The sequence below is a fragment of the Pseudomonas sp. 58 R 3 genome (assembly GCF_900006605.1).
GTDB lineage: Bacteria > Pseudomonadota > Gammaproteobacteria > Pseudomonadales > Pseudomonadaceae > Aquipseudomonas > Aquipseudomonas salomonii.
Map to the genome: position 1 here is coordinate 1 of NZ_CVTT01000057.1, position 5573 is coordinate 5573.

Below are 5573 nucleotides of genomic sequence, written 5' to 3' on the forward strand. Positions count from 1 at the left end.
CGAACAAGTGCGCACCGCGCGCCAGGTACAGCGCGACTACACCTTCACCCACCCGCGCTACAACCAGCAGCACACCGCCACCGGCGATCAGGACTTGAATAACCAGCACAAGGACTACGAACGCTACGACTATCCCGGCCGCTACAAACGCGATATCGCTGGCAAGCCTTTTACCAAAACCCGCCTTACCGCCCTACGTAACGACGCCAAACTGGCCCATGTGGAAGGCGACGACGAACGCCTGCAACCGGGGTTGGCCTTCGACCTCAAGGATCATCCCCGTGACGATTTCAATGATCGTTGGCGCACCATCGCCATCAAGCATGAAGGTAAGCAGCACACCAGCCTGCAGGAGGAATCCTCTGGTAGCGGCCTCGGTACGTCTTATTCGTTGAAAGCCAGCGCCATCCGCTGGACTTCGGATTGGAAAGCGCCGCTGCGTGCCAAACCCTGCATTGACGGCCCACAGATCGCCACGGTGGTTGGGCCGTCAGGGGAGGAGATTTATTGCGATGAATGGGGCCGGGTGAAGGTGCAGTTCCCGTGGGATCGCGCGAACAAAAACAATGATCAGAGTTCGTGTTGGATTCGAGTGGCTCAAGGCTGGGCCGGTGCGACCTGGGGCGCCATGGCGGTGCCTCGGGTCGATCAGGAACTGATCATCAGCTTTTTGGATGGCGATCCGGACCAGCCTATTGCCACGGGCCGCACCTACCGCGAGACCAATTTACCGCCGTACCAGCTGCCCAAACATAAAACGCGGATGACTATTAAAAGCCAAACCCATAAGGGTGCAGGTTTCAACGAGCTGCGCTTTGAGGATGAGCTGGGGCACCAAGAGGTGTTCATCCATGCCGAAAAAGACAAGAACGTCCATATCAAAAACAACAACGGCATCTTCGTCGGCAACGACCGTAAAGAGCGGGTCGAACACAACGAAACCGTATCTATCGGCGACCACCGCACCGAAGACGTCGGCCAGAACGAAACCATCAGCATTGGTGCCAACCGCAGCGTAACCATCGGTGGCAACAAGGCCGAGACCATCAAATTGGCCAAAGCCGAAACCATCGGTTTAGCCAAGGCGCTGACCATTGGCGCAGCCTACCAGACCAGTGTTGGCGCGGCGATGAACACCACGGTGGGCCTGAGCCAAAGCGAGCAGATCGGTATTCACAAATCGGTAGCGGTGGGCAAGAAATTCACCATCGACGCCGGGGATGAATTCAAGGTCACGGTGGGCAAATCCACTCTAGTGATGAAGACCGACGGCACCGTGCTGATCAATGGCCGCACCTTCGATTTCAGCGCCAGCGGCGCAGTGCAGATCAACGGCAAAGACGTCGATATCAACTGAGGGGCGGACATGGAATTTCGCAATCTGACGCCCTTCGATGCGTTGTGCTTTAGCGCACTGGGCATGGACGATCAAGAGTATCCGGTGCTGGTCATGAAGGTGGGCTATCGGCTGCTGCCCATTGACGGGCAGCCGGGTCAGTTCCGCGCCGAAGTGATGGATGAGGATCCACTGGCGCTGTGCACCGCTGATCGCTACTACGGCGAGGAAGGGGCAAGCAGCGTCTGCGAGGAAAGCGATCTGGCGCCGTTCAAGCCGCGCTGTGATGTGATCGTGTCGGGCAATGCTCATGCGCCGCAAGGTCAACCAGCAACGCAGTGGACGGCCGGACTGCGCATCAGTGCGCCGGTAGCGCCACCACCCAAAATCGACGTACCGCTGCCGACACCGTTGAGCCCCGGCGAACGGCTGACCGAGTCTCAGCTAATCGCATGGCAAGCCGCCCAGCAAGAAGCTTATAAGCGTCGGGCCGATGCGCCGACGCGCCATTACTTGTTGGACAAATACCTGAAATTCACTGGCCCTCGCCAGTTTCGCCACAGCTTGTTCGGCGGATGGCAATTGTCCGAACCGCAGCCCGCCACTTCGGTGCCTTTGCGCTGGGAATATGCGTTCGGTGGCAGCAGCGTTGTCGTCAATCCCGAGCATGCGGTTGATGAAAGCACTCCGCCGTATTTGCTCAACGAAGTGTGCTACAGCAACCCACTGGGCCGAGGCTGGATCGAAAAGCGCCAGGAAAACCTTGGCTATCAACTGGACAAGCCGCTGCGCGGACTCCCTGCACCGCAGATCGAGCCCATCGACAAACCGGTGTGGCGTCTGGATCGGGTCAAACATCCCGAGGGTGAACTCGATGCCAACGGCATGGCGCAGGTCGCGGCCGGTTACAAAAACCAGCCTGCCGGATTTGGCGTGGTGGGCCGTGCCTGGGCACCGCGCCTGCCATTGGCCGGGCGCTATGACGAAACCTGGCAGCGCGAACGCTGGCCGGGATTGCCAAGGGATTTTGATTTCGCCTACTGGAACGGCGCGCCGGTCGATCAGCAGATCGATTTTCCGCCGCCTGCATTTCGCCTTGAACTGTCCAACCTCACCGACCCCAGTCTCACACCCGATGGGACGTTGTGCGTCGAACTGCCGGGCCATCGCGCCTTTGTTCTGATGCGCCTGCACAACGGCGCCATGCTGCCACTGCCCATGCTCACCGACACGCTGCGTATCGACACCGAGGCCATGCCCCTGGCGCTGACTCATCGCATCAGCCTGCCCAATCACCTGGGCATCCGGGTGCTTGAAGCGCGCTTCGAGACCGATCCGAACGCCCCGCTGATCAAGCGTGCCAAGGAGGTGCTCTGACATGGCCGATAACGTCATCGCTCGCAAGCAGGGCAAATGGAAAGTGGTCAGCATCGTCCCGGATGTATGCAAGACGCCGATGGGCAGCGCCATCCCGCCGGTGCCCTACCCCGTCACGGCTGAACTGAAAACTGCCACCGGCGTGGCCAAGTCTGTACGTGCTAACGGCAAACCGGTGGTGGTGTTCGACAAGAGCCTGGTGCCGACCACAAAAGGCGATGGTGCTGGCGCTGCCAAAGGCATCAAGAGCAACACCGTCGGCGGCAAATGCTACCCGTTGGAGAAGAGCAGCACGGTGCGGGCCGAAGGCAAGCTAGTGGTGCGCCATAACGACAAGTTCTGGATGAATGGGGCTTAACGCATGGCCGAACCGATCAATCTAGCCCCGGTACGGGTACACGCGATCAGCGTACCGATGCGTCCTGATCCGACGCAGCTACACAAATTCGACGAAATGATGTTGCAGGCCAACGGCGACGATACCGTACAGGCTGACCTCTTCGGAACGGATCCGCAGGGCAAGCCCTACCATGAATCTCGCACCTTCAACGAGCAGGAATACGAGCAACTGCGCAAGCATTTCATGACCCGTGAATTGGCGACTCTGCCGCCGTTCAGTTCGTTCAAGAGTGGCAACACCATTGGGCGCGTCGTAGGTGAGACAGTCCCTGCCTCCGTCCCCGCCACACAGGCAAATCCACCAATAGAAACGGAAACAGAGGAGGAAAAAGGATGGTGGGCTAGTGCAAGCCCATGGGTACACGGCAGCCTGGATGTCCTGGGCTTCGTACCTGGGCTGGGTGCAATTCCGGATCTAATTAACGCCGGGATCTATGCTGCTGAGGGTGATGCGGTCAATGCTAGTCTCTCAGCAGTTGCGGCGATACCCTTTGCGGGAGATGCAATAAAGGGAGGAGTCCTGGTCGGCAAAGGCGCCCGGCATCTCGGCGCGGAGGTAGCACAACAAGCGGCACATAAAACTGCGAAAGAGGCAACAGGACAAGCGGAACGAGAGGCTTCCGAACGACTATCGAAAAATGTAGTAGAGCGCCCCATGGCAGGGCAGTCTGCTGCCCCCAAAGCCGAAGGTGGCGGGAAAATAAAACAACGAAAAACATTTGACGTCGAATGTTTCAATCTGCCTGAAGGAGCAAACGAGGATGAATTTATCCGTCAGCTTAAAGAACAAGAAGATGCGCTCAACGCAATGGACGCAGACACACTGATTTCACGCAGAAAGGCCATAGATGATGCGGGGGGAACGGAAGCTCTTCGAGACAAAAAAGCCCAACGCAAAGCAAGGAAGGACTACGAAAGAAAACGTTTAAGTGACCTGCTTGCACAAGACGTTGACGCTAGTAAAGCGAAAAAAATCGTGTCCACAGAGCTTAAAGAGCTAGCAGCAACACATATCTTAGATATCATTGCAGGCGGCAACCCCAGCGATGTCACCATGGGCGATAAAAGAACCAACTCTTCAGTTGGCGCACAATGGAAGGGACGCAGATCTCAGTCGATTGAGGACCATGCAAAAGAAATGGCAAAAGCCGGTACAGGCAAAGAAAAAATGAAAGTAAAACTCAAAAAATGCTGAGGACATAAACAGTGAGTAAATTAATAAATTTTATAATCGAAGAAAACGGAGCACTCCAAAAAACTTACCCTTTCACTCAGGAGGAGCTAAGTCAACTACCGCCCACTCTACCAAGCTCTCTTCTTGATTTATATAAAAGTAACGGTCGCTTTACTCTCCAAGATGGGCGTTTACAAACCTGCCACCCAATTGACTTCAAAGGTCTTTTTTCAATAATTTTCGGCAACGACAAAATTTTCAACAAAGACAACTGTCACGCATTCGCATACTCCGCGTTCGGAACAATTTATTTTTATCATGACATATATGGCTGCGGAGAAATTGACTTAATAAACGGCCACTTACATAACACAAACCTTACATCGCCAACCAAAACCACTTCAAATCTAGAAAACACAATTTACTTGCCCTTTGCACTTGATCGCGAGTCCCTAGACTTCTTTGACATTGAAGACGCCCCTCTTTTCTCACGCGCCAAAAGAAAGCTTGGATTATTAGAGGTTGGCGAATGTTACGGCTTCTTCCCTGCATTATCAATGGCAGGATTAGCTCATATAGATAATCTCAAAAGAGTAAAAGCTATTGAACATCTTTCAATTATTTCCCAAACGCAGGAAATGTACCTTATTGACTCTACTGGTTATGGGGTATCAAACATCATTCGAAAAATTGGCAAATAACCAGACTACTTTACAACGTTGTTCCTCAGAAGATTGACGTGACCGAGCTACCCCTAGCCCGGCCCTTGATGACGAACCCGCTGAGCCATTCAGACATCGCGCCTACTATTGGCCAGCGTCGTTTACATAACTTCCTGATGGGAGCGTTCACCGGAATACCGCTTTATCTTGACCCCCGTATTGGTACGGTGCGCCGACCAATCATCAGATCGCCTTTAGCTCGGCTTGGTGAACCTGTTCACCCAGGGGGACACCGGCTTTCGCCGCACCCGCTACACCGCCGTGATCGAACCGACCCTGAAGCGTTTCGATCTGCGCTCCAACTGGCGCATCTTCCAGGCCCAGACCGTGCCCGACATCATCATCAGCATGCTGGCCGAGCAGAAACTGACCGACATCCGCAGCGAAATCTGCTTCGAGCACCAACCTCGCGAATACTGCGTACAGGCCGGCGAAACCGATCTCGACTTCATCGCCCGCCTCGCCGCCGAGGAAGGCCTGCTCTACACCTTCGAACACCGCGCCGACGGCCACACCCTCGTCCTCACCGACCGCGTCGGCGGCCTGGGCACCATCGGCACGCACA

At 55.5% G+C, this 5573-nt stretch carries 6 protein-coding genes; all 6 read left to right on the forward strand.

The genetic code is table 11. The annotated features are described in order from the left end of the window. The coding region (tssI, locus tag BFP92_RS16240; RefSeq protein WP_239694277.1) for a type VI secretion system Vgr family protein at positions 1 to 1357 on the forward strand (1357 nt) is incomplete at its 5' end. 9 nt (positions 1358 to 1366) lie between these two features. Next, positions 1367 to 2713 (forward strand): DUF2169 family type VI secretion system accessory protein, encoded by a 1347-nt coding sequence (locus BFP92_RS16245; protein ID WP_065930312.1) that lies wholly within the window; start codon positions 1367 to 1369, stop codon positions 2711 to 2713. A gap of 1 nt (position 2714) precedes the next feature. Beyond that, positions 2715 to 3071 carry a DUF4150 domain-containing protein gene (locus BFP92_RS16250; RefSeq protein WP_065930313.1) on the forward strand — a complete coding sequence of 119 codons (357 nt, stop codon included), beginning with the start codon at positions 2715 to 2717 and terminating at the stop codon, positions 3069 to 3071. A 3-nt stretch (positions 3072 to 3074) separates the two neighbouring features. After that, complete coding sequence (locus tag BFP92_RS16255) at positions 3075 to 4307, forward strand: polymorphic toxin type 15 domain-containing protein (protein WP_065930314.1); 1233 nt, start codon at positions 3075 to 3077, stop codon at positions 4305 to 4307. Positions 4308 to 4318: 11 nt separating this feature from the next. Further along, positions 4319 to 4987: a T6SS immunity protein Tdi1 domain-containing protein gene (locus BFP92_RS30485; protein ID WP_074854585.1), complete on the forward strand. Its 669-nt coding sequence runs from the start codon at positions 4319 to 4321 to the stop codon at positions 4985 to 4987. A gap of 225 nt (positions 4988 to 5212) precedes the next feature. Then, positions 5213 to 5573 (forward strand): contractile injection system protein, VgrG/Pvc8 family (locus BFP92_RS16260; RefSeq protein ID WP_275656399.1); only part of this gene is annotated, 361 nt, incomplete at its 3' end.

Bases quoted from the DNA above. Each gene is read 5' to 3' on its own strand.
- BFP92_RS16245 (WP_065930312.1), top strand. From the start codon at position 1,367: ATGGAATTTCGCAATCTGACGCCCTTCGATGCGTTGTGCTTTAGCGCA.
- BFP92_RS16250 (WP_065930313.1), top strand. From the start codon at position 2,715: ATGGCCGATAACGTCATCGCTCGCAAGCAGGGCAAATGGAAAGTGGTC.
- BFP92_RS16255 (WP_065930314.1), top strand. From the start codon at position 3,075: ATGGCCGAACCGATCAATCTAGCCCCGGTACGGGTACACGCGATCAGC.